The sequence below is a fragment of the Formosa sediminum genome (assembly GCF_007197735.1).
Taxonomy (GTDB): domain Bacteria; phylum Bacteroidota; class Bacteroidia; order Flavobacteriales; family Flavobacteriaceae; genus Formosa; species Formosa sediminum.
In genome coordinates this window covers 1,955,001-1,976,380 of record NZ_CP041637.1, presented here as the reverse complement: position 1 = coordinate 1,976,380, position 21,380 = coordinate 1,955,001, and the positions used below count along the sequence as shown (strand labels likewise).

Annotated in this window: 16 protein-coding genes and 2 rRNA genes (1 of these 18 only partly in view); 11 read left to right on the top strand and 7 right to left on the bottom strand. The window is 31.5% G+C overall.

The genetic code is table 11. From position 1 onward, the window contains the following. The first annotated feature begins 59 nt into the window (after positions 1-59). The 7 genes from FNB79_RS08655 (at position 60) to FNB79_RS08625 (ending at position 8,939) form a co-directional block, all read left to right on the top strand. The gene (locus FNB79_RS08655) at positions 60-3,254 is read left to right on the top strand and encodes an efflux RND transporter permease subunit (RefSeq protein WP_143380933.1); all 3,195 of its coding nucleotides are present in this window, start codon (positions 60-62) and stop codon (positions 3,252-3,254) included. 66 nt (positions 3,255-3,320) lie between these two features. Continuing rightward, a complete protein-coding gene (locus tag FNB79_RS08650; RefSeq protein WP_143380932.1) occupies positions 3,321-3,626 on the top strand; it encodes a hypothetical protein in 306 nt (101 codons plus the stop codon). Positions 3,627-3,643: 17 nt separating this feature from the next. Beyond that, positions 3,644-3,826, top strand: coding sequence for a YgaP family membrane protein (locus tag FNB79_RS08645; protein WP_143380931.1), 183 nt, complete (start codon positions 3,644-3,646; stop codon positions 3,824-3,826). Between the two features lie 152 nt (positions 3,827-3,978). After that, positions 3,979-4,713, top strand: a complete 735-nt coding sequence (locus FNB79_RS08640; RefSeq protein ID WP_143380930.1) for a flavodoxin family protein — start codon at positions 3,979-3,981, stop codon at positions 4,711-4,713. A 224-nt stretch (positions 4,714-4,937) separates the two neighbouring features. Continuing rightward, the gene (locus FNB79_RS08635) at positions 4,938-6,092 is read left to right on the top strand and encodes a DUF6051 family protein (RefSeq protein WP_143380929.1); all 1,155 of its coding nucleotides are present in this window, start codon (positions 4,938-4,940) and stop codon (positions 6,090-6,092) included. Between the two features lie 37 nt (positions 6,093-6,129). Beyond that, positions 6,130-6,579 carry a GNAT family N-acetyltransferase gene (locus FNB79_RS08630; RefSeq protein WP_143380928.1) on the top strand — a complete coding sequence of 150 codons (450 nt, stop codon included), beginning with the start codon at positions 6,130-6,132 and terminating at the stop codon, positions 6,577-6,579. Between the two features lie 173 nt (positions 6,580-6,752). Further along, on the top strand, positions 6,753-8,939 hold the full coding sequence (locus FNB79_RS08625; protein ID WP_143380927.1) for a DUF748 domain-containing protein: 2,187 nt from the start codon (positions 6,753-6,755) through the stop codon (positions 8,937-8,939). A gap of 86 nt (positions 8,940-9,025) precedes the next feature. Here the strand turns inward: FNB79_RS08625 and FNB79_RS08620 are convergent, their stop codons facing one another. From FNB79_RS08620 to FNB79_RS08610, 3 genes are read right to left on the bottom strand one after another with little or no spacing between them, the layout of a single operon-like run. Next, complete coding sequence (locus FNB79_RS08620; RefSeq protein ID WP_143380926.1) at positions 9,026-9,907, bottom strand: carbohydrate kinase family protein; 882 nt, start codon at positions 9,905-9,907, stop codon at positions 9,026-9,028. Then, a complete protein-coding gene (locus tag FNB79_RS08615; protein WP_143380925.1) occupies positions 9,908-11,407 on the bottom strand; it encodes a mannitol dehydrogenase family protein in 1,500 nt (499 codons plus the stop codon). Positions 11,408-11,411: 4 nt separating this feature from the next. Continuing rightward, positions 11,412-13,127: a purine-cytosine permease family protein gene (locus FNB79_RS08610; RefSeq protein WP_143380924.1), complete on the bottom strand. Its 1,716-nt coding sequence runs from the start codon at positions 13,125-13,127 to the stop codon at positions 11,412-11,414. 298 nt (positions 13,128-13,425) lie between these two features. Here FNB79_RS08610 and FNB79_RS08605 point away from each other — a divergent pair, with 298 nt between their 5' ends. The 3 genes from FNB79_RS08605 (at position 13,426) to FNB79_RS08595 (ending at position 15,694) form a co-directional block, all read left to right on the top strand. After that, positions 13,426-14,163 carry an NUDIX hydrolase gene (locus FNB79_RS08605; protein ID WP_143380923.1) on the top strand — a complete coding sequence of 246 codons (738 nt, stop codon included), beginning with the start codon at positions 13,426-13,428 and terminating at the stop codon, positions 14,161-14,163. A gap of 74 nt (positions 14,164-14,237) precedes the next feature. Then, positions 14,238-14,840 (top strand): TetR/AcrR family transcriptional regulator, encoded by a 603-nt coding sequence (locus FNB79_RS08600; protein WP_143380922.1) that lies wholly within the window; start codon positions 14,238-14,240, stop codon positions 14,838-14,840. Positions 14,841-14,893: 53 nt separating this feature from the next. Further along, the gene (locus tag FNB79_RS08595) at positions 14,894-15,694 is read left to right on the top strand and encodes a haloacid dehalogenase type II (RefSeq protein ID WP_143380921.1); all 801 of its coding nucleotides are present in this window, start codon (positions 14,894-14,896) and stop codon (positions 15,692-15,694) included. Between the two features lie 71 nt (positions 15,695-15,765). On the opposite strand, the gene FNB79_RS08590 is transcribed toward FNB79_RS08595, so the two are convergent. Continuing rightward, the gene (locus FNB79_RS08590; RefSeq protein ID WP_143380920.1) at positions 15,766-17,238 is read right to left on the bottom strand and encodes a potassium/proton antiporter; all 1,473 of its coding nucleotides are present in this window, start codon (positions 17,236-17,238) and stop codon (positions 15,766-15,768) included. Positions 17,239-17,463: 225 nt separating this feature from the next. On the opposite strand from FNB79_RS08590, the gene FNB79_RS08585 reads away from it, so the two are divergent. Then, complete coding sequence (locus FNB79_RS08585) at positions 17,464-18,345, top strand: polysaccharide lyase family 7 protein (protein WP_143380919.1); 882 nt, start codon at positions 17,464-17,466, stop codon at positions 18,343-18,345. Here the strand turns inward: FNB79_RS08585 and FNB79_RS08580 are convergent. The 3 genes from FNB79_RS08580 to FNB79_RS08570 form a co-directional block, all read right to left on the bottom strand. Beyond that, positions 18,342-20,780, bottom strand: a complete 2,439-nt coding sequence (locus tag FNB79_RS08580) for a helix-turn-helix domain-containing protein (protein ID WP_143380918.1) — start codon at positions 20,778-20,780, stop codon at positions 18,342-18,344. The genes FNB79_RS08585 and FNB79_RS08580 overlap by 4 nt on opposite strands. Positions 20,781-20,935: 155 nt before the next feature. Next, positions 20,936-21,043, bottom strand: a 5S ribosomal RNA gene (gene rrf / locus FNB79_RS08575). A gap of 180 nt (positions 21,044-21,223) precedes the next feature. Then, positions 21,224-21,380 (bottom strand): 23S ribosomal RNA (locus tag FNB79_RS08570); it runs 2,665 nt beyond the window's last position.

Genomic DNA, 21,380 nt, shown 5'->3' with positions numbered 1-21,380 from the left:
TAAACACATTAAAAAGATATAGCGAATAGCCTGTTAAAACGCCCAAAAAAAGATAAATTATGAAAGAAGGTTTAGCTGGAAAAATAGCCAAAGTCTTTATAGGCTCTAAGCTAACTGTACTTTTAATGATCGTGTTTATGGTTGTTGGAGTGTATAGTTCATTTTTAATTCCGCGTGAAGAAGAACCGCAAATTGATGTGCCAATGGCCGATATTTTTGTAGGCTATCCTGGCGCAAGTCCTACCGAAGTTGAGTCTAGAGTAATTAAGCCTTTAGAGAAATTAATTTCGAATATTAAAGGTGTAGAGTATGTGTATTCTACTTCTATGAAGGAACAAGGGATGGTGATTGTACAATTTTATGTAGGTGAAGATATCGAGCGTTCGTTTGTGAAATTATACAACGAAATTAATAAACATATGGACGAAATGCCCGAAGGTGTTACGTTTCCGTTAGTTAAAACGCGTGCCATAGACGATGTGCCCATGTTAGGTTTAACGTTATGGAGTGAAAACTACGACGATTACCAATTGAAGCAAATGGCGCAGGAATTAACCGATGAAATTGAAAAGGTAAACGATGTTGCGATTACACATAAAATTGGAGGAAGAAACCGCCAAATGCGTGTGGTGTTAGACAAAGACAAACTGGCTGCTAGTGGTTTGGATGTCTTAACCGTTTCTGAAATGATTAAGGCGAATAACAAACAATTAAGTGCTGGTAGTTTTGATAAAAGTGACACAGAATTTATTGTAAATACAGGGAAATTTTTAGAAAATGTTGAAGATGTAGAAAATTTAGTTGTTGGTGTACAACAGAATCAGCCCATTTATTTAAAGCAAGTTGCAACGATTATTGATGGTCCAGAAGTACCACAAAATTATGTGAGTTTAGGATTTGGACAAGCGAGTGAAAAAGGTTCCACATACAAATCGGAATATCCTGCTGTAACCATTTCTATTGCAAAACGCAAAGGTGCAGATGCCATGAAAATTGCAGATGTTATTTTAGAAAAAGTAGACCACTTGCGTAAACATTTAATTCCAGACGATGTACATGTAGAAATTACAAGAAACTACGGAGAAACAGCCTCTAAAAAAGTATCGGAATTATTATTGCACCTTATGGGTTCTATTGTTGCCGTAACTTTTGTGGTGATGTTAGCCATGGGCTGGCGTGGTGGTTTGGTGGTATTTTTATCGGTGCCCATTACATTTGCTCTAACCCTGTTAAGTTATTATATGTTGGATTACACGCTTAACAGAATTACTTTATTTGCATTGGTTTTTGTAACCGGTATTGTGGTAGATGATTCGATTATTATTGCCGAAAACATGCACAGGCATTTTAAAATGAAACGTTTGCCGTTTAAACAAGCAGCTTTATATGCCATTAACGAAGTAGGAAATCCTACTATTTTAGCAACATTTACTGTTATTGCTTCGGTATTACCAATGGCATTTGTATCTGGATTAATGGGGCCTTATATGTCGCCAATGCCAATTGGAGCTTCTATAGCCATGATTTTATCTCTATTTGTGGCCTTAACCATTACCCCATATTTAGGCGTAATTTTTCTACGTGAAAATGATAAAAAAGGGCAACCTGAGAAAGTTGAGAAACCTATGGAAGACACTCTTATTTACAAATTGTATAATAAGTTTGAACGCCCGTTACTGGAACACAAAGGAAAACGTTGGCTGTTTTTGGGATTAACATTTTTAGCTTTATTAGGTACAATGGCTCTATTTTTCACCAACTCTGTGGCCGTAAAAATGTTGCCTTTCGATAATAAAAATGAATTTCAAGTCGTTATTGATATGCCAGAAGGCACAACCTTAGAACGTACTGCAGCGGTTACTCAAGATATTGCTCAGTTTCTATCAACCAGACCTGAAGTGGTAAATTACCAAAGCTATGTAGGCACCTCTGCCCCTATTACATTTAATGGTTTGGTTCGTCATTACGATTTACGTGGTGGTAGCAATATGGCAGATATTCAAGTAAACTTAGTAGACAAAGAAGAGCGTACTGCACAAAGTCATGATATTGCACGTTTGTTACGTCCAGAAATACAGAAAATAGGCTCTAAATATAATGCCAATGTAAAAGTTGTAGAAGTCCCGCCAGGACCACCAGTAATGTCTACCATTGTTGCTGAAATTTATGGCCCAGATTATGACGAACAAATTAACGTTGCAAACCAAATACAACACATTCTACAAAACACTGATGATGTTGTTGATGTAGATTGGATGGTTGAAGCTAACCAAACAGAATACGAGTTTAATGTAAATAAAGAAAAAGCCATGCTGTATGGTATAGCACCTCAGCAAATTGTGTATACCTTAAATATGGCATTATCTAACAGACCAATTAGCACACTGTATAACGAAAACGCCTCGGAACAAATAGGCATAATTTTAGCTTTGGATGAAAAAGAAAAATCGACATTAAGTGATATTTCACAACTCAAAGTAAAATCTAACCAAGGTCAAATGATTACTATTGGCGATTTGGTAGATATTACAGAGTCTACCAAAGCAAAAAGCATTTACCGTAAAAACCAAAAACGTGTGGTTTATGTTATGGGAGATATGGCTGGTAAATTAGAAAGTCCGGTGTATGCTATTTTAGGCATGGAAGACAAACTAAAAGATGTTACACTTCCTGAAGGTTATAAACTAGATAAAATGTATTTAGGACAACCAGAATTTGAAGACAATTATACCGTAAAATGGGACGGTGAATGGCAAATTACTTTAGAAGTTTTCAGAGATTTAGGAATTGCGTTTTTAGGAGCAATTATCATTATTTACTTATTAATTGTAGGATGGTTTCAGAACTTTAAAGCCCCAGTTGTTATGATGGTAGCCATACCATTATCCTTAATAGGCATTATACTCGGCCACTGGATTATGGGTGCGTTCTTTACCGCAACGTCTTTTATCGGCATGATTGCTTTAGCCGGAATTATGGTTAGAAACTCTGTCTTACTAATCGACTTTATAAATTTAAGATTAGAAGAAGGTATCCCTTTAAAACAAGCTGCTATTGAAGCTGGAGCTGTAAGAACAACACCTATTTTATTAACAGCAGGAACAGTAGTGATTGGAGCTTTCGTGATATTATTCGACCCTATTTTTCAAGGATTAGCCATTTCTTTAATGGGCGGAACTATTGTTTCTACTGTACTTACGTTATTGGTTGTGCCATTAGTGTATTATATTATTGAAAAGAAAAATTACAAATAAACCATTTTTCCCGCAGACAACTCAGATTCAAATAGAAAAAACTGCGGGAAACAAAAATACAAGCATATGAAATTAGTTATAGTTACAGCCGTAGGCGTTTTTCAAAAGGATATTTTAAAACTCTTTAAAGAAGCAAATATCGAAAACTTAAGTACTTCGGACATTGAAGGTTTTAAAAATAAGGCTTCCGTATTAATGGAATCGCAATGGTTCTCTAGAGAACCTTTAAGTAATGAATCGTTGTTATTTTTCTCGTTTACCGAAGAAAAAAATATTGACACACTTTTTAATTTAATTCAGGCGTATAATACCACACTGGAAACGAATAATCCCATTCGTGCTATTGTAGTTCCTGTAGAAAGATATATATAAACTAAAAAAAGGATAAGATGTTAAACACATATTTTAGAACCATAGTAGGTAGTATGATTTTATTAAGCATTGTACTTACCGTTTACGTGAACGAAAATTGGATATGGTTTACCGTATTTATTGGCGTAAACTTAATCCAATCGGTCTTCACAAAATGGTGTTTATTAGAGACGATTTTAAAGAAATTTGGCCTTAAATAAAGCTATATATTCCTTACCCTTATGTAGAATACAGTTAATAAAATCACAAATAAACGGCGAAATAGTTAAATACTCTAAACGCATGCTTTAATCTATTATAATTTCCTTAATTTTTAAGATAATATACAGCTATTAACTTAAAACACAGAATTATGAAACATCCAGACTTTAGCCATTTACGCGTTATGTATATAAATTGTACGTTAAAAAAATCACCTAATAAAAGCCATACATCTACATTATTTGATATATCTAAAGCTATTTTAAACAAAGAAAATGTTGCTGTAGACCAGATACGGTTTATAGATCACGAAGTAGCTTCTGGAGTATATCCAGATATGACTGAATATGGATGGGACACAGACGAATGGCCAGATTTATTTAAACGTATTATAAATGCAGATATTTTAATTATAGGTACGCCTATATGGCTCGGAGAAAAATCATCTGAAGCTCAAAAACTAATTGAGCGATTATACGCTATGAGTGGTAAAACCAATGAAAAAGGACAATACCTTTTTTACGGAAAAGTTGGAGGATGCATGATTACAGGAAATGAAGATGGTGTAAAACATTGCGCTATGGGTATGTTATATGCGTTACAACATATTGGGTATTCTATCCCACCACAAGCTGATGCTGGTTGGATTGGAGAGGTTGGTCCAGGTCCAAGTTACGGAGACACAAAATGGCAAGACAAAACTTTAGATGTCCCTGCAGGTTTTGATAGCGACTTTACTAATAGAAATGTAACATTCATGACCTATAATTTACTTCATTTAGCGCATATGCTTAAGGCTAACAACGGATATCCTAATTATGGAAACTCAAGAGAAGAATGGGACGATGGCACACGATGGGAATTCGAAAACCCAGAATACAGGTAATAAAATACGATACTTTACAAGTTATAAACAGGTTAAAAATTAGACATAACATGATCTAATTTTTAACCTGTTTTTTTTATAAAAAACAGATGGCTTTAATTTAAATCTGTCTCAGAAATTATTTAAATTTATAGGTCTATAAATATCATTAACAAAGTCATATTTAAACGCTTATTTATAAATAAGTGAGACCATGAGTTACCAGATATTCTTAAGCTATAAACATGAATACAGAGTTATTAGAATTTCCTTTTGAATCGATATCGTACAATATACTCCCAGGAACTACAGATTATGAATGTATTAAACATGCGTTAAAATTAAAAAGTTCAGCCCAATTTAGAACAGAAGTTGGCACAATTAACGATAACGTACACATAAAAGATATTCGTGTAAACGAAAATCATTTTTTTAACTATCAAATTATAAAACCAAAAAGCAGTACGGTTTCTAAAAAAGTAATTTTTCTTTTACATGGTTTTAACGAACGCGACTGGTCCAAATACTTGCCTTGGGCAAAAGCAATATGTAATGGTACAGGTAGTTCTGTAGTGTTATTTCCTCTGGCGTTCCATATGCAACGCGCTCCTAAACAATGGAGTGAGAAAAGAGAAATGTATAAATTAAGCGAACAGCGCAAAAAAAGATATCCTAACATTATAAATTCTACCTTATCTAATGTAGCAATAAGCATGCGATTACACGCTATGCCACAGCGTTTCATATACTCTGGATTACAAACATATTATGATATTATTCAGCTTATAGAGAATTTTAAATCTGGTAAAAACCCACAGATTAGCACAGATTTTCAATTCGATTTTTTTGCTTATTCAATAGGTGGTTTTCTTGCTCAAATTTTAAAATTAACAAACTACAACAACTATTTTTCGAATGCTAAACTATGTTTATTTTGTAGCGGTACAACCTTTAATAGATTCTCTTCTGTATCTAAATTTATTTTAGATAGTGAAGCTAATGTGGCGTTGTATTCATTTTTAATTGAACACTTCGATAAATTTTTAAAGAAAGATAATCTACTTAAACATTATATTCTAGATGATCATTTAGAAGGCGAAGTTTTTCATGCCATGCTCGATTATCAGAAAAAAAGGGACTTTAGAGAAGCGCTATTAAAAAAATACGAAGACCAAATTTATGCTATTACCTTAAAAAAGGATTATGTTATTCCCTCGTTCGAAATTATTAACACCTTAAAAGGCGCTTATAGAGACATTAATATTAAAGTAGACGAAATAGATTTTGATAGAGATTATACTCACGAAAATCCATTTCCTAACACTAAAATTAATAACGAACAGATTAGCAAAGATTTTAATTTCGTTTTCAAAAAAGTTTGCGATTTTTACAATACCTAATTACAGCCTTATTTTATCCTTATAATTAACTAACACTATGAAACTTTTAAGAACAAATTCAAATCATACAGATTTTAAAGCACTTGTTAGCTTATTAGATGCCGATTTGGCCTTAAGAGATGGTGAAGATCATGCATTCTATGCACAGTTTAATGGTATAGACAGCTTAAAACATGTTGTAGTGGTCTATAAAAATAAAATTCCTGTAGCTTGTGGAGCAATTAAAACCTTTAATGACAATACTGTAGAAGTGAAACGGATGTACACTGCACAAGATTATCGCGGACAAGTGTTAGCAACTGTTGTATTAAAAGAACTAGAACAATGGGCTGCAGAATTACACTATACAGCTTGCGTTTTAGAAACCGGATTACAGCAACCCGAAGCCTTAGCATTATATCATAAAAACGGCTACACACTTATACCTAATTACGGGCAATACGCTGAAATTGATAATAGTAGATGTTTTAAAAAACAAATCCTATAAATAAGAGCCGTTTAGTTTCCGTTTTAATCTAAATTAAGTGATTTTATCTTTTAAATAAAATGCTGTAATCCCTTAAATTTGCAGGAAAAACAATCTTTTTATATCCAGATTATTTAATACTCTTATTATCTATTAACTGTGATACAACAAAAACATGCCCTTAAACCTGCGCTATGAAAAACAATAAAAAATGGAAGATTGGTGGACTAATATGTATAGTAATCATCGTCTTAATTTTAATCTTTTTACCTATTGTAATAAAGAATTACACCATAAAAAATAGCAAAGCACTTATAGGCAGACAAATTGATATTGATCAATTAAAATTAAATTATTTTACAGGTAGCTTACAGCTTATTAACTTTAAAATGTTTGAGGCAGACAATACTTCAGAATTTATACGGTTAGATACTTTAATTATAGATACAGAACCTTACAAATACATTAGCAATGAATTGGTTATCGAACAGTTTTATATAAAAGGTTTAGTGGTACACACTGCACGACAGGATTCTATTTTTAATTTTGACGATTTAATTGCTTTTTATACCACACAACCAGAAGACACACTACAAGACACAGAAAGTAAACCTTTAAAATATACACTTAAAAACTTAGAATTAAAGGAGGCACATTTTACTTTTAATGATAAGAATGTAAACCAAATTACAAGTATTGAAGATATATCATTTTTTATTCCTTACATAGGTTGGAATCAAGAAGAAAAAAGTAATGCCGATTTAAAATTTAATTTTAAAAATGGTGGTTATTTTGCATCAAAACTAAATCTTAACCCAATAGATGGTGAGTATGACGCCTCCTTTACAATTCGGAACTTACATTTAAATTCTTTCTATAAATATGCCTCGCAATATGCAAATATAAACAGCTTTAAAGGGTTTCTAAATTCAGAAATTAAAGTTGAAGGGAATATTAACGACGCCATTACATCTACCCTTTCAGGAAGTATCAGCGTAAACGATTTTAAAATTACAGATAGTAATGATCAAACCTTTTTAGCATTAAAAAATTTTAGAACTAGATTAAAAAAAATCGATTATGCTAATAGTTCTTATGTTATAGACTCTTTAAGCTTATCAGAATCTTATACGTATTTTCAGTTGGATTCTGTAACTAATAATTTTTTCAAAATATTTAAAATAGATCAGTCCTCACAAGAGAGCTCACACACAGTACCGACAGAAACTACAGATACAATTAAAACTGCTGATGTACATCCTCAATTATACTATGCTATTAATCATATAAACGTAAATAAAGGTAAATTAGACTATACAGATAATCTCACTGGAGAAGAATTTAACTATCATTTAAGCGATATTGAAATTAATTCAGATAGTATTTCTAGTGCTTCCAATTGGGTCACGATCTACTCGGATATGATTTTAAACAATCGCGGTACGCTTAAAGCTAAATTAAGTGCAAACCCTTTAAAAACAGATCATGCAGAAATAGACATTACAATAGAAAAATTCTTGTTATCTGATATTAACATATACTCCCGCCACTATTTAAGTCATGATATTTTAGAAGGCGATTTTTATTACCATACCAATACAAAAATCGTGAATGGCGAATTAACTAGTGAAAATAATTTATTGGTTAAAAATGCAGAAGTCGCTAACACAAAAAATGGTCTATATAATCTCCCATTAAAATTTGCTTTATTTTTATTGAAAGATAAAAATGGAGATGTAAAACTTGATGTACCTGTACGAGGAAACATGAATGATCCTAAAGTAAGCGTGGGTAAAATAGTAGGTACAACGTTAAAGAATTTAATTATAAGAACCGTTGCTAGTCCAGTTCAATTTTTAGGAGGTTTAGTTGGTGGTGATCCTAAAGATTTAGAAACAATTGAATGTACTTATCTAGATACCATACCTAGCGATAAAGCTTTAAAACAACTCAATAAACTTATTAAGTTGGAAAATGCAAAAGAGGGGTTAAAAATTAAAATGTCACATTATGTTGATTTAGATTTACAAAAAGACGCCATTGCTTTTGCGGAAATCGGGAAAGCTTTTAATACTGAAACCAAGCAAGATTACACCAAAGATAAAAAGGCATTTAAAACCTATTTACAAAACAAAACTGCATCTGATTCAATTTCGGTTGAAGCTGCTATTTTAACATTAAGTCGCAACCTTAATTTAGATTCTTTAGCAACAGCTTATAATTCAAAATTAATAAAACATACAACGGCATATTTAAAAGAAAAAAACACATTTACCCACATTGAAGTGCTAGCTGCAGACCCTAGAGAACCAGAACATACAGGGTCTAAATCTCGATTTAAAATCACGTATGATATGTTAGAACCCGAAAGCGTAAATTAAGGTACACACGAGCGTAAACTAACAAATTAAAAAAGCCTCAAGTATACACTTGAGGCTTTTTTAATCTATTTACAATTGTTTATAATCTAAGACTCTATAAATTTAAGTATTTCAGATTCATTAAGTTTAGGATTAGCACCTTCATGGCTTGCAACAAGGGCGCCCACAGCACAAGCATAATCTATAGCTTCTTGCGGCGGTGTGTTATTTAAGAGTTTAGTAATTAACGATCCCAAGAAAGAATCGCCAGCTCCAACCGTATCTACAACTTGAATTTTATAACCACTATTATAATAAAAAGTTTGATTATGGTATAAGATAGCACCTTTATCTCCTTTAGTAACGCATATAGATGTGGTTACCATTTGTTTAGAAATAAATAGCATATTATCTTCTAAAGAATCTGATTTAAAATACATTGTTTTAGCAATTTCATAAATTTCATCGTCGTTAAACTTTATAAAATTTGCAGCATACATTAATTCGTTTAATACATCTTTAGTGTAATGAGGTGCTCTTAAATTTATATCTAAAATTTTATAATTTGCAACTTTTAACAAGGCATATAAGGTAGCTCTAGATGTTATGTCTCTAGCCACTAAACTCCCGAAAATAAAGGCATCAGCTTGTTTTGTTTTTTCAATAGCAGTTTCAGTTAACTGAATATTATCCCAAGCACGATTTTTATTTATCGTGTAAGATGCAGAACCGTTTGCATCTAAAACAACATCTACCGCTCCTGTTTCCAAGGTCTTGTCTACTTGAACATTGTCTATATTTACACCCTGAGCTTTAATAAAATCTAAGATTTCAAAACCTTTAGCATCATTACCTATTCTTGTAATTATTGACACTTGGTTACCAAAAGACTGTAATCGTAATGCAACATTTAAGGGTGCGCCTCCTATTTTTTTATGTGTAGGAAACACGTCCCATAATACCTCGCCAAAACAAACTATATTTTTCATTTAACTGTGTTTTAAAGCAGAATTATTCCATGCAATAACAGTATGTTCTACACCATTTTCAGAGATTGCACGATAAGCTTTTGTAAACGCTTGTACAAAAGTTTCTGATGTTTTTAATTTTCCAAATACAGATTCTAATTCTAAGAATAATGCTGGATTTTCTTTTGCTAACACAGCATGTTCTGCTAAAGCGACTTGCATAACGTCTTTTATAATTAAATCATGTCCTTGTTCATTTTTTCCAAGACTGTATATGGCCCAAGCCGCAACTACTAAAGCAGCAAAATCTACAGATCCTTGTCTCTCTAATTGTGCATTAACTGTTGGTAGAACAAATATTGGAAACTTAGCCGAACTCTCTGAACATATACGATCTATTTGGTCTTTCATATAAATATTACCAAATCTATGTAGTAAAGTCTCTTTATATTTTTCTAAATCAACACCTTCTAAATCTGATAAGGTAGGTGTAACTTCTACATCCATATACGTTTTTAAGAAAGTGCTAATTTCTGGATTATAAACTGCTTCGTCAATAGTTGAATACCCTCGTAAAGCACCTAAAATACCTAAAACAGTATGTCCTGCATTTAATAAGGTTAATTTCATTTTTTCGTAAGGATCTACATCCTCTACAAACTGTGCTCCAACAGTTTCCCAAGCTGGTCTTCCTGTTTTAAATTCGTCTTCGATTACCCATTGATGAAAAGGTTCGCATACAACTGGCCAAGCATCGTCTATACCTGAAGAGGCATTTAAATTTGAGATATCTACTGGAGAGGTTGCTGGAGTAATACGATCTACCATACTGTTTGGAAATGATACATAGTCATTAATCCACGGTATTAATTGAGGTTCTGCTTTTTCTACATAACTCAATAGCATACGCTTAGCTAAATCACCGTTCCCTTTAATGTTGTCGCAAGACTGAATAGTAATGCCAGAACCTTCATTTTCCTTACGTAATTTTAATGCTTGTGTAAGGTAACCAAATATGGTTTTAGGTGTCTCTGGATGCTCTAAATCGTATTGAATTTGTGGATTTTCAAAATCAAATGCTTCAGTTGCTTCATTATAATTATAGCCACCTTCTGTAATGGTTAAAGTAATGATTTTAATATCAGGACTCGCCATTTTTTCAATCACTTGCTTTGGATTTTCAGGTGCATATAAACACTCTACTATAGAACCAATAACACGTTTAGTTAACGTTCCATCTAATTCTTTAATTACAAGTGTATACAATCCATCTTGAGCTTTAAGTGTATTATAAATTTTAGTATCAAACTCTAATAACGCTACGCCACAAATACCCCAATCTGTTACATTTGTATCGTGTAATAATTGATCTGTATAAAAGGCTTCGTGTGCTCTGTGAAATCCACCAATACCTACATGTACAATACCTGCCTTGACTTTTGTACGATCGTAAGTTGGACAAGATATTTTTTTGGCAACTTGAGCCAAATTCATCTGATTAAGTTTTATTAAATTTTCCACGATATTATATGTTTTTATTCTTTCCTCTTTTTAATTTCCAGTAAGCAGTTACAAAATAGATAAGGGTACACACAAAGGCATAACGGTAAAAAATATCTCTATTTTCTATATACATAGTTTCATTTGCACTACCAAATAGTACGATACATGCCAACACTAAAGTGATGGCTAAAACCACAATTGAAACAATACCTAATACCCTAGATAATAAAGAATGATCCTTAATCGTTTTCGTGGTTTGTTTCGCTTTTTCGTCTTGATAAGCTTCTATATTTTTATTTCTAACTTTTTCTTTTAATTCTTCTTCAGGATAACTTTCTTTTGCCCCATATTTACCTGCTAATACAGTATAAATAAATATAGTAAACATCCAAGTTGGTATAAATAAATAGTAAAATGGCATTACATCTAGCATGTTTAAGCCAAACCCAAACACTAATCCTAATCCCCAAGAAACAATTGCAGGTGTACTAAAAGTTAAGTGTTTATAATATGACCAATAGCGTGTATAACCAATTCTTGGAAATATTTGGTGTTCTGCAAATACAATACCTCCCACTGGAACCACTAACAATCCGGCATAAGTTAATAAAGGTAAAATCTGACTAAACACAAAGGGGAAACAAGCAACTATCATTGTAATTACTCCTACAACTACAGTAGTTTTTTTACGTGAATGAGAATTAAAAACAGCTTGCGCCGCTAAACCAGCTCTATATAAATTAGCAATAGCTGTTGTCCATCCCGCTACAATTACAATAACAAATCCAGACCAACCTAAAGCGTAATATGCCACGTCTCCGGGATCTAAAGCAACTATAGGTTTTCCTATAATAACGGCTGCTCCTGCTCCCATAATTCCTGCAGAGATCCAAGCTACATAGTGCCCAAACATCATCCCTGTACTGGTACTTAGTCCGTAAGATTTCTTTTTAGCAAAACGCAACATAGCCATATCTATCAAACCAAAATGTGTAATAGTATTGGCTGCCCAAGCAAAACCAATAACTTCTACCAAGCCAATTCCGGGTTCACCTTTGCTATTTAATCCTGTCCATATGGTATGGTTTCCTAAAGTTACAAAATCTGCCCAACTATTAGGAATGGTTTGCCCTAAATCTGACAGTGACAAGGCTGGAAGTAAAACAAATGCACCACTAATAAACATAACAAATAACCAAGGAGCACAAATACCAGAAAACTCTGTTACTGCTTTAAAACCATATATTGCAATGGCAACAACAACTAATCCCACACATAAAACAATAATTACAAACCATAAATTTGTAGGGTACCAATCTAATTGTGCCGGAATGTTAAAAGCAAAACGTACTGCAGTTGCAGATACTGTAATCATGGCTGCAGAAATTACAGTAAAAATAATAACATTCGCCCAGTTATAGAGCTTGGTCATAGAATCTCCTGCAATTTTATTTAAATATGTATACAGACTTAATCTCGTTTCTACAGCTATAGGAGAGGTTATAAAGGTCCAACTTAAAACGGCCAAAATATTTCCTATTAGTAATCCTAACAGTATGTCTTTTGTTTTAGCACCCAACGCTACAAAAGTAGCTCCAATTACAAATTCGGTAGCGGCCACATGCTCTGCAGCATACAAACCTGCAAAATGAGTCCAATCATGTAATTTATGTTTAGACACAGGTAACTGTTCTTCATCAATATTCTCGAACTCCTGATAATTAGCATCTGTATTCATTCCTGTTAGTTTATTTGAAATTAAAACAATTTGTAAAACTCAATAAAAAAACGCTTTATTTGGTTAAAATTTTACAAACGTCATTTTTACGTTTTAAATTATTTTCAAAGTTATTCAAAAAAACAATATAACAAAATAAAATCATATAATATTCTATATTAACATATTTATATTCTAAATTACCATATTAATACGATTAAAATAGATTACCAAAAGCAAAAACATATAATGTATTTTAAACGTTTAATAATTAAAATGTAAATAATTTTATTAAATTAGCTTCAGAATAAAAATATATATGAAACCACAAAAAATCAAAAACATATCTGTAGATTGTGTTGTTTTTGGATACAATACCCTTGAAAAAACACTTAACGTTTTATTAATAAAACGCTATTTGGAATCTGCAACTACTGCTGAAGTTTTAGTAGATGATTACGTATTGACAGGCTATCATATTAATGAAGATGAAACTTTAGATGATACGGCTACAAGAGCTTTAAAAGAGTTAACAGGATTAAGTAGTCTTTATAAAAAGCAATTTAAAGCATTTGGTTCTCCAGACCGTTTATTAAACGATAAAGATCAGATTTGGATTAAAAATGAAGGCTTTAACTCCAGAACTGTAACCATAGCGTACTATTTTTTAATAAAAACAGAAGCCGTTAATCTTAAAGAAAATAAATATAGTGCAAAATGGTTCCCTGTTAATAATCTCCCTGAATTAGGTTTTGATCATGAAGCTATTATTTTAGAAGCCTATGAAGATTTAAAAATTAAATGCCTTTCTGAACCTATTATCTTTGAGCTACTTCCAAATAAATTTACAATTAATGATGTACAGGATTTATACCAGTCTATATTAGGAATTGAAATTGATAATCGAAATTTTAGAAGAAAACTCATAAATAAAAAATACATTATCCCATTAGACGAAAAACAAGTTGGAGTCTCTAAAAAACCTGCACAACTCTATATGTTTAGTAAAGATGTTTACGATAAAATATTTGAAAAAAATTACTTAATCAGTATTTAAAAAACCTATAGTTACAAACGTTAATACAAACACAAAAAAACATTCTAAGTAGTATCTTTTTATATATTTGTGTAATGCAACAAGATTTAAAATCTGAACTTACAAAACAATTAATCATAGATAAAGCTTTCAATTTATTTTATGAAAATGGCTTTAAAACTACTAGTATTGATAAAATAATGAAAGCTACTACGCTAAGTAAAGGCGCGTTTTACCATCATTATAAAAGCAAAAAAGAATTGGGGCTTGAAGTTATTAGCCTTAAAGTTCAAAAACGAGTTTTTGAAGGTATGATTGCACCATTACATGAACAAGGTAATGCTCTTGAAATATTAGAAATGATTTTTTTGAAACGATTAAAATCTTTTAACATCTATGAAAAGGCACATGGTTGCCCGATGAACAATTTAATAAATGAAATTGGCGATAATGAAGCAGCCTATCAAATGGCTTTAAAAAATATTATTGAGTCTTGGAAAGCTGCTTTAATAATTTTGATAGAAAAAGGTAAGTCTGAACATACAATTAAAGCTAATGTGTCTAGTGCTGCTGTAGCTGTTTATTTAATAAGTGCCTTTGAAGGTATACGTGGTATAAGAAAATTGTACAACGACGATGCGATCTTAGACGAGTATATTATTGGGCTATCCATGTATTTAAAACAATTACGATTATAATTTTTTTTAAACAAAAACATACTAGGTAGTATGTTTATAAAACACCTATAACAATGACAAACAAAAGAAGAGAGTTTATGAAAAAATCAGCTTTACTAGGCCTAGGCGGAGCGACTGTAACCTCGTTAGGATTTGCTGCAAATGATGCAACTAATACTGCAGCTTTAAATCTAAATAACAGACCTAAAGTTTTATTTTTTGATGTTAATGAAACTTTATTAGATTTAACTGCCATGAAAAAAAGTGTAGGTGACGCACTTGGTAACAGACCTGATTTACTTCCTTTATGGTTTACAACCATGTTACAATATTCATTAGTAACTACAGTTGGCCGACAGTATAATGATTTTGGAATTATAGGTGTGGCTGCATTACAAATGGTAGCTGCTAATAACGAGATTGCTTTAACAGAAGCTGAAGCAAAAAACGCTATACTAACTCCTTTACGCTCTATTCCTGCTCATCCAGAAGTAAAAGCAGCCTTAACAGATTTAAACCAAGCTGGTTTTAAATTGGTGTCGTTTACAAATTCATCTAATATAGGTGTAGAAACTCAATTTAAAAATGCTGGTCTAATTGATTATTTTGAAGAAAGATTAAGCATTGAAGATATCGGAAAATTTAAACCTCATACAGATGCTTACGATTGGGCAGCACGTAAAATGGGAGTTTCTTCTCAGGAGTGTATGCTAATAGCTGCTCATGGTTGGGATATAGCTGGAGCACTTTGGGCAAATTGGAGAGGTGCATTTATAAGCAGACCCGGAGCTCAATTATATCCTTTGGCAGATCAACCAGAAATTAATGAAATGAATCTAAAGCTAGTTGCAAAAAAATTAATTGCAATGAAATAAATACAACACTACGTTCATTAATGTAGAACTCTTATATATAATTGGTTAAACTGAATATATATAAGAGTTTTTTAGGTTAAAGTAGGTTGTGATAACAAGGTCGTAATCTCCTCTAAACTCTCATCATGATCTAATAACAATACTAAAACATCATTAGCCTCTATTAATGTAGATCCGCCTGGTCTAACAAATTTACCATCTCGTTTGATCATTACAATAAAAGCAGATTTTGGTAAATGCAAGTCTACAATTCTTTTATTTACAGCAAAACTATCTATAGGAATTATAGTTTCTTCCATAGCAGATTTTGGCAAATCTAAAATATAACGTTCATGTTCACGCGGAACTTTAGCTTCTTCAGGCATACCAACATTTAACCATTTAGCAAAAACCGTAAGCGTAGTTCCTTGTATAAGTATAGAAGTAACAGAAATAAAAAATACTATATTAAAAATAATATTAGCTTTATCAATCCCAGCCAATAACGGATAAGTTGCAAAAACAATAGGTACTGCTCCCCTTAAACCAACCCAAGAAATATATAAACGACGACGCGTTTTCATTTTAAAAAATAAAGTACTTATAAACACACTTATAGGACGTGCTACAAGAATAAGAAAAACAGAAATTAATAAACCAATACCCATATAAGGGATAATTTGAGAAGGAAAAACTAATAATCCTAATGTTAAGAATAACACAATTTGCATGAGCCATGCCATACCATCAAACATTTTTAGAATAGTAGATTTATGAATTAAATCTTGATTTCCCAGATATACAGAACAAATATAAATAGCTAAAAAACCATTTCCACCAACAGAATCTGTAGCTGAAAACGTAATAAACATTAAAGCTATTACCAAAACAGGATACAAACCTTCAAAATCTAAAGTGATTCTATTAATGATAAATTTACTTAATTTTCCAAACCCAAATCCTAACAGACCTCCAAGAATCATTTGCTGAAAAAACATAAATATTATAGATGTTATATTCTGATCCTGGTTAATAACTAAACTTAAAAATGCCAAAGTTAATACATAGGCCATAGGGTCATTACTCCCACTTTCTAACTCTAAAGTAGGTCGTAAATTTGTCTTTAATGCTAAATTTTTTGAACGTAAAATAGAAAATACTGCTGCTGCATCTGTAGAAGATACTATAGAACCTAGTAATAAACTTTCAAAAATTGTAAAATCTGTAACATACCATACAAATACACCTAAAGTAATTGCTGTTAAAAACACTCCTAAAGTAGATAATACAAGACCTTCTTTTAATATGGGTTTTACAGTATTCCAATTTGTATCTAAACCACCAGAAAAAAGTATAAAATTTAGTGATACAATACCTATAAATTGAGCTAACTTTGGATCGTCAAATACTATCCCACCAATACCATCAGAACCGGCCAACATACCTATAGACAAGAAAAGAATTAAAGTAGGAACACCAAATTTATAGGACGTTTTTCCCACAATAATACTAATAAACAGTAATATTGATCCAACAAGTAATATATTTTCAATAGTTAAATTCATAGTTTAGATTCAGTTTCTTTTTTACCAAATTTAACTTATTATTAAACGTATACGAAATTAAAAGTGAGTTCTTCCTATTAAATTTAAAAGTAACAATTAAGGAGGTAAAAACACCTACATACGTTCATCAAAAAAATATAAATCAATACATTACATTTTTAAAATTAAAAATTTTCATATTAGAATAAGCATTATATTTACTTTAAATCGTAGTGTTTAAAAGATATGAAAACAATGTGTTTTTTAATACAGCAAAGTATAGTTATTTCCACTTTTATGCTGTTTTTAGCATGTAGTAATTCTGATTCAGATATTGATATTACAGACAATGAAACCGAAATAATAACTGAAGACGTTGAAGGTACACCTAATATAGATTGGAAAAATTGGTATTTGTCTGTACCCATTAATTCAGGTAGCGGTAAAGCGACATCTATAAGTTATCAAACTATAATAAATGATAATCTAACGCCCGAAGCCTCTAAATATTTTTATAAAAATGAAGATGGTTCGTATACATTGTGGACACAATTTACAGGCTATACAACTTCAGGATTATCAGAACTTGGCGATAAATATTGCCGTACAGAACTCAGAGAATATTGGAGAGGAAATCAAGATACAAATGACAATTGGACAATGTCTACAGGTACACACATTCTTGAAACAACTTTAAAAGTAGATTTTGTAGAAGGCAATGGACGTACTATAGTTGCACAAATTCACGGTAAATCTTCTGAAGGTATTAACGGTAATCCTGCAACAGTTAAAATAAGATGGAATAGCGGTATAATACAAATAGACCACTATACAAAACCAGAAAACAATGAGGATTGGACCAGCAAATACGATAATAAAATAGATTTTGGAAATGTTGGCCATGCACTATTTACTTTTAAAATGAAGATTGAAAACGGTAAGTTATATTGTGCTCTCTATTGTGAAGAGAAAAATTTAGATATAGATTATACTGAAATCTACGATTATGTCACTAATGGATATATTCATGAAAATTATTTTAAAACAGGAAATTATTTTGGTTGGAATGATGATTATGAAAAAGCGGCTCAAGTGGTTTTACACAAGGTTGTAACCATTCATAATTAAGAATTTAAAATATTTAATACTAAACGTAATTCACCATAACTATAATTATCATCTAACTGATGTTTTAAATCAGAGAGATTCTCAAAGTTTGTTTTAGGAATAAGATCAAGTAAAGTATTATACTTAGTTGTAGTTATTAAGTCTGATACTTTAACTTCTCCGGTTGAAATAAATTCAGCTAAATGACCAAATATGGTGTTTTCATTTAAATCCCTTAAAGTCGCAATTTCATTAATAGACTTGCCAGATTTAAATAGTTGTAATGAAGCCTCTCTAGTATTTATTTTGGTTTTTATAATATCATCTTGCGTATCAGTACTAGTATTAATAGCATCTATTTGTATATCATTTTCGTCACAATATTCACGAATAACATCTAGTATTGCATCTCCATATTTTTCAACTCTAGTCGCTCCCATACCTCCAATTTTAAGAAGTTCTTGCTTGGTTACAGGCAATACTTCACACATTTCATACAACGATTTCTGTGTGAAAATTTGAAAATGAACCAAATCATTTTCAGCCGCTATTTCATTTCTTAATATGCGTAATAATTCAAACAGCTCCACATTTATTGTCCCATCAATAACAGATTTTCTTGCTTTTTGAGGTTTATTTTTTGCTATAAAAATAGATTTTGCACGCAATTCTAAAAGAGATTTAGTCGTAAAATCTTTATTTAGATTCGTAAAATAAAATACTTTAGTATCGTATACAGATTCTAAGCTATCTAAGTTTTTAGAAATATCTCCACCTATAGCTTGATTATCTGTTGTAAAACTAAATGCTTTTAAAGAGTCACCTATATGAGTCTCAACCTGTGTTTTAAAATAGGTTATAGCTTTTATAAAACGTTCTTGAATAATTGGGTTATGTTCTGGTAATACGGTATCAGTATGAAGAGTTTGTAATTGTGATTTAAAACCATTGGCTACTTTTAGCAAATTTGTAACTGTATTTTTAATTGTCACCATTGGGTGCTCAACTTTTCCTTCTATACTATTTCTGTTTTTATAAAAGATATCCAGAATACGATTAACAGGGTACATAAAATCATAAAAATCGAAGATTTCTGCTATTAAATCCAATTGAAACTTACTCTGAGACGATTTTAAGTCTGTTAAATCTGGTTCGTGTTCTTCTGCATGTTTATTAAAAGTAATTACATTTGTATCTGTAATAATCTGATTGGAACTAATTTTACTTTTTAAAATTAATCCGTCTAAAGATTTACATCTACTTAAGGCTACATAAGTTTGTCCATGTGCAAAAGCACTACCAGCATCAATTATGGCTTTTTCGAAAGTTAACCCCTGACTTTTATGAATTGTAATGGCCCAAGCTAAACGTAAAGGGATTTGAGAAAAGGAACCAATTTTATCTTCAGTAATGGCTTTAGTTTCTTTATCTACAGTATAATTTATATTCTCCCATAATTCGGCTTTAGTTACAATATCAAAATCATCGTCTGGACAACGCACCGTTACTTCATCCTTAGTTAGTTTAGTAACTGTACCTATTTTACCATTAAAATAACGTTTATCTTGACTAATATCGTTTTTAATAAACATGACTTGTGCTCCAACCTTTAACTCTAAAATATCATTATTAGGATAAGAATATTCAGGAAATTTACCCTCAACTTTAGCTGAATATGTAAATAATGTCGTATCAAGTTTATCTAATTCAGACTTATTTGTTGCATCTGCTTTAGTATTATGAGTAGTTAATGAAATATACCCTGCATTAGGTTCTGGTGTAAAATCGGGTTTAAATCTCTTATTTAATTCTGATGCAGCAGTCTCAGAAAGCGTATTATTTCTAATTTCATTTAAAATTTGAATAAACTTAGGATTTTCCTGACGATATATATGCTTTAATTCAATTGAAATAGGATCGCAGTGTTGGTACACACGACTACTAAAAAAAAATCCATTACTATAATAGGGTTTTAATAACTGCCATTCATGTTCCTTAATTACAGGTGATAATTGTTGCAAATCACCTATCATTAATACTTGTACACCTCCAAAAACTTTTTGTTTATATCTAAATCTTCTTAAAGTTTTATCAATAGCATCTAACAAATCAGCACGAACCATACTAATTTCATCAATCACTAATAAATCCATGGATTTAATAATATTGATTTTAGTTTTATTAAATTTTCTATTGAATTGAGTAGAACTATCTAAATCTGCATTTGGTAAGATAGGACCAAAAGGAATCTGAAAAAAAGAATGTATAGTTACACCTTTCGCATTAATAGCCGCAACACCTGTAGGAGCAACAACTACCATTCGTTTTAAACTTTTAGTTTTTAAACGATGTAAAAATGTTGTTTTACCAGTACCTGCTTTTCCTGTTAAAAAAATAGAACGGTTTGTATTATTTACAAATTCCCAAGCTAATTCTAATTCCTTATTTACAGACATTACTACACATTAAAAAAATTGTTTTTTAAGGTACTATTTATTATTCACTTATAAAATGGAGTTAACAAAAAGTTCTTTTAATTAGATAGCAAAAATTCCTATTTGTATATAAACAAAAAAAATCCTGAACAAAATATTGTTCAGGATTAGTTTAAAAAAGGCAACGACCTACTCTCCCACAAATGCAGTACCATCGGCGCTAATGGGCTTAACTTCTCTGTTCGGAATGGTAAGAGGTGAGCCCCATCGCAATAATCACCTTAAATTATTGGTTGTTGGTTTGTAGTTTTTGGTTGTTGGAACTTTTTCCAACTAATAACCATGAACTAACAACTATCAACCGCGCTCCTAGCGCAAATATCTTAACATATTGAAAAATACCCGGAGGTTATATACATATATACTCTAATAATAATTCTTGTACTCGTCTAAAAAAACAGGCGTACAATAAGCCTATGGGTTATTAGTACTACTCGGCTATGACATTACTGTCTTTACACCTATAGCCTATCAACGTGGTCATCTCCCACGACCCTTTAAAGAAATCTCATCTTGTGGTGGGTTTCGCGCTTATATGCTTTCAGCGCTTATCCCTTCCCA